Here is a 625-nt window from a genome sequence, read left to right as displayed (position 1 = left end):
CCGGTCTTCACCTGGACGGGCTTCTACGCCGGTTTCAACGCCGGCTACGGCTTCGACGCCAGCGACCGCCGCTCCAACGGCTTCACGCAGTCGAGCCCGCTGCTCCCGCCGAACGCCGCCAGCCCGATCGTGCAGCTGCCGAACGGCGGCTTCACCACCGCCGGCGTGCTCGGCCCGGTCGGCTCGTCGCTGACCTACTCCAGCGGCAACAACGAAGGCTTCACCGGCGGTGGCCAGATCGGCTACAACTGGCAGCTCACCCCCGGCTCGGGCGTGGTCATCGGCTTCGAGGCCGACGCCCAGTACCTCGACTTCGGTGGCCGTCGCAGCCGCTTCGTGACGAACGCCGCCACGATCAACCCGGCCTTCGTGCCGGTCGACAGCGTGCTCAGCACGCTCGACTTCTTCGGCACCGTCCGCGGCCGCCTCGGCTACGCCTTCGACCGCGTCCTGTTCTACGGCACCGGCGGCTTCGCCTACGCCACGGGTGACCGCGGCGCCCGCGTCGCCTTCACCAACTTCAACAACCGCAACGACGACTTCCTCACCGGCTGGGCCGCCGGTGGTGGTGTCGAGTACGCGCTCCCGACCGACTCGTTCCTGAACTTCTTCCGCTCCTCGGCGG

Annotated in this window: 1 protein-coding gene; it reads left to right on the top strand. The window is 69.6% G+C overall.

Annotation, left to right across the window (positions count from 1 at the left end):
- Positions 1 to 625, top strand: a 625-nt coding sequence (locus AX737_RS34705) for an outer membrane beta-barrel protein (protein WP_066924772.1), incomplete at both ends; no start/stop codon positions are given.

Origin of the sequence: Methylobacterium sp. CCH5-D2 (assembly GCF_001556475.1) — a bacterium.
In the GTDB taxonomy this organism is placed as follows: Bacteria; Pseudomonadota; Alphaproteobacteria; order Rhizobiales; family Beijerinckiaceae; genus Methylobacterium; species Methylobacterium hispanicum.
This window is presented reverse-complemented; position numbering and strand designations above follow the sequence as displayed.